Source organism: uncultured Phenylobacterium sp. (genome assembly GCF_902826855.1).
In the GTDB taxonomy this organism is placed as follows: Bacteria; Pseudomonadota; Alphaproteobacteria; order Caulobacterales; family Caulobacteraceae; genus Phenylobacterium.
Genome location: NZ_CADEGK010000314.1, coordinates 1 through 3,526, shown reverse-complemented (window position 1 = coordinate 3,526; position 3,526 = coordinate 1). Strand labels below are relative to the sequence as shown.

The following is a 3,526-nucleotide window of genomic DNA, read 5'->3' as shown; positions in this document are numbered from 1 at the left end:
CGATCAAGGCGGAGTTCTGCACCCTGATGTGCCGTGCGCTCAAGGCCACGCGGGTGGTGGAGGTCGGCACCTCCTACGGCGTCTCGACGCTCTACCTGGCCGATGCCGTGCGGGCCAACGGGGGCGGGACGGTGATCGCCACCGAGTACGAGCGGGCCAAGGCGGCCGCCGCCCGGAAGAGCTTCGCCGAGGCGGGACTGAGCCCGTTCATCGACCTGCGTGAGGGCGACCTGCGTGAGACGCTGAAGGTCATCGAAGGGCCCGTCGACTTCGTGCTGATGGACATCTGGACGGAGATGGCGCGCCCGGCGATCGAGCTGATCGGCCCGCACCTGCGTCCCGGCGCGGTGGTGGTCGCCGACAACACCGCGGGCATGTTCCGCCAGTCCTACCGCCACTTCTTCGAGTACGTGGATGACCCGGCGAACGGGTTCACCCACGCGACCCTCCCGTTCGAGGGCGGGCTGGAGATGGTGGTGAAGACCTAGCCTGCCAGCGCGCTCGCCGGGGTCGCTTCCAAGTCGCCCGCGCCGTCGGCGATGGCGTCGGCCTGGCCCGGCGCGAGGCTGAGCACCTGGCTGGCGTAGAGTCGCGCCAGCGCGCCCTTGGCCTTCAGCCACGGGTCGTCGGAACCGGCCGCCGCCAGCGCCTGGCGGCCTAGCACCCAGCCGCCGATGACGTCGCCGGCCAGCTTAAGGAACGGGGTCGCCACGGCCAGGGCGGTGACGTTGTCCGCCGCCACGACGCTGTCGGCCGCCCGCTCAAGCGCCACGATCCCGGCCGCCAGCCGCCGTCCGACCGGGGCCAGCTCCGGGTCCTGGGTCAGGGTTTCGGCGGCGAGCGCCATCTCCGCGCAGAGGCCGCGCAGGGTCTCTCCCCCGTTCAGCCGCAGCTTGCGGCCCACCAGGTCCAGGGCCTGGATGCCGTTGGTGCCCTCGTAGATCGGGGCGATGCGGGCGTCGCGGTAGTGCTGGGCCGCGCCGGTCTCCTCGATGAAGCCCATGCCGCCGTGCACCTGCAACCCTTGCGAGGCGGCCTCGACCCCCAGGTCGGTGGACCAGGCCTTGGCGATGGGGGTCAGCAGCTCCTGCCGCGCCTTGGCCGCGGCCCGCTCGCCCTCGCTGTCGGCCAGCCGCGCCAGGTCGGCCAGCACGCCGGTCAACAGGCAGATGCCGCGGGCCGCCTCGATCTTCGCCTTCATCAGCATCAGCGTGCGGCGGATGTCGGGGTGGCCATAGATCGCCCCGTCCGCCTCCCAGGCCGTACGGCCCTGCCTGCGTTCCTGGCTGAAGCCGAGGGCTTGCTGGAAGGCCCGCTCGGCGATCGCCACGCCCTGGACGCCGACCTGCAGCCGGGCGGCGTTCATCATCACGAACATGGCCGGCAGACCCTGGCCCAGCTCGCCCACCAATTCGGCGCGCGCGCCTTCAAAGAGCATCACGCACGTCGGCGAGCCGTGGATGCCCAGCTTGTGCTCGATGGACCCCGGCCGCAGGTTGTTGGGGCTGCCCAGCGAGCCGTCGTCCTTCACCTCCACCTTGGTGGCGAGGAACAGGCTGATGCCCTTCACGCCTGGCGGTGCGTCGGGGGTGCGGGCAAGCACCAGGTGGCAGATGTTGTCGGCGGCGTCGTGGTCGCCCCAGGTGATGAAGATCTTCTGGCCGGTCAGCCGGTAGCCGCCGGACCCGTCCGGGTCGGCCCGCGTGGTCAGCGCCGCCAGGTCCGATCCGGCCTGCGGCTCGGTGAGGTTCATGGCCCCCGTCCACTCGCCGGACACCAGCTTCGGCAGGACCAGCCGCTTCTGCCGCTCGGTCCCGTGCAGCGCCAGGGCCTCGATGGCGCCCTGGGTGAGCATCGGACAAAGCCCGAACGCCATGTTGGCGGCGTGGATCATCTCGAACACCGCCAGTTCCATGGCCTTGGACAGCCCCTGGCCGCCGTGCTCTGGATCCGCCGAGAGCGAGTTCCAGCCCTGCTCGACGAAGTGGCGATAGGCCTCGGCGAAGCCCGGCGCGGCGGTCACCCGGCCGTTCTCATAGCGCGCGCCAACCAGGTCGCCGCCTCGGTTCAGCGGGGCAAGTTCCCCATCGGCGAAGGCGGCGGCCGCTTCCAGCACGGCTGTGACGGTGTCGTCATCCAGGTCGGGGAAGGCGCGGGCCAGCAGTTCCGGATGGCCGGCGGCGCGGAGCGCGAAGGCCAGGTCGCGGGTCGGGGCGCGGAACGTCATGGGCGAGGTCTCTTCGGTGCGTGCGGTCTGGGTACCGGTTTTGCGCCCGGGTTGGACACTATTTTCGAGCCCGGTTGCGTCCGGCCATGTCTCCAGCGGCATATATTGAAGGCGCGGCCGTCGCACGTCCGGCCGCCGAATGGCATGCTTGCGCCGGGAGCCCGGGATGTTCCGCACTTCGATCGCCTTCGTCATCGCCCTCGCCGCGTCCGGCGCTGCAGCCGCGGACCCGACGACCCGCGATCCCGCCAAGGTCCCTGCGGGCGCCTTCGCCCTCGACCCGCGCCACGCCAGCCTGGTGGTGAGGATCCCGCACATGGGCTTCTCGCACTACACCCTGCGCTTCACCCGGCTGGAGGGCGCCTTCACCTATGACCCGGCCAACTGGCAGGCGACAAAGGTCTCGATCACGGTGGATCCCAAGTCCATCGACAGCGAGGACAATGCCTTCAACCGCACGATCGCCGGCTACTTCGAGCCGGAGAAGTACCCCACCATCACCTTCGTCTCGACCAGCCTGACCCAGGACGCCGAGGGCCAGGGCAAGCTGACCGGCGACCTCACCCTGCACGGCGTCACCAAGCCGGTGACCCTGGACGTCTCGTTCAACGGCTACGGGCCCGGCCTGCCGTTGATGGCCTCGCGGATGGGTTTCTCCGGCCGGGGCCAGATCAAGCGTTCGGAGTTCGGCGTGACCGCCGCCCGGCCCTTCGCCGGCGACATGGTGGACCTGGAGTTCGAGGTCGAGTTCGTGAAGAAGTAGCCGCATGACCGACGCGACGGCCGCGCACGCCCGGCGATACTCGCTGCTCGCCATCGTCCTGCATTGGACGATCGCGGCGCTGATCATCCTGCAGGTGATCCTGGCCGGGCGCATGGAGGGGCGCTCCCTCGAAGCCTTCGCCGTCGTCCAATTCCACAAGTCGATCGGGATCACCGTCCTCCTGCTCAGCCTCGCGCGCCTGGCCTGGCGGCTGATCCACCCGCCGCCGCCGGAGCCGGCGACGCTGGCCCGCTGGGAGCGCAAGCTCTCCACCGCCGTGCACTGGGCCTTCTACGCAGTGATGATCGGTATGCCGCTGACCGGCTGGATCATTGTCTCATCCAGCCGCATCGCGTTGCCGACCCTGCTGTTCGGGACCGTCCCCTGGCCGCACATCCCCGGGCTGGCGGAGCTGGCGCCGGCGGCCCGCGAGGTCTGGCATGAGGCCGCCGAGGCCGCCCACGAGACCATCATCAAGGGCGCCTATGTCCTGATCGCCCTCCATGTGGCCGGGGCGTTGAAGCACCAGCTGTTCA

The 3,526-nt window shown here is 70.3% G+C and carries 4 protein-coding genes; 3 read left to right on the top strand and 1 reads right to left on the bottom strand.

Annotated elements, in window-relative coordinates; all coding sequences use genetic code 11:
• A partial coding sequence (locus QZV94_RS23990; RefSeq protein ID WP_293682837.1) for an O-methyltransferase occupies positions 1–488 on the top strand: 488 nt, incomplete at its 5' end.
• On the opposite strand, the gene QZV94_RS23985 is transcribed toward QZV94_RS23990, so the two are convergent.
• The gene (locus tag QZV94_RS23985; protein WP_293682835.1) at positions 485–2,227 is read right to left on the bottom strand and encodes an acyl-CoA dehydrogenase; all 1,743 of its coding nucleotides are present in this window, start codon (positions 2,225–2,227) and stop codon (positions 485–487) included. The two genes, QZV94_RS23990 and QZV94_RS23985, sit on opposite strands and share 4 nt — an antisense overlap.
• A gap of 166 nt (positions 2,228–2,393) precedes the next feature.
• Between QZV94_RS23985 and QZV94_RS23980 the strand changes: the two genes are divergently transcribed.
• Positions 2,394–2,990, top strand: a complete 597-nt coding sequence (locus QZV94_RS23980) for a YceI family protein (RefSeq protein WP_293682833.1) — start codon at positions 2,394–2,396, stop codon at positions 2,988–2,990.
• 4 nt (positions 2,991–2,994) lie between these two features.
• The coding region (locus QZV94_RS23975; protein WP_293682831.1) for a cytochrome b at positions 2,995–3,526 on the top strand (532 nt) is incomplete at its 3' end.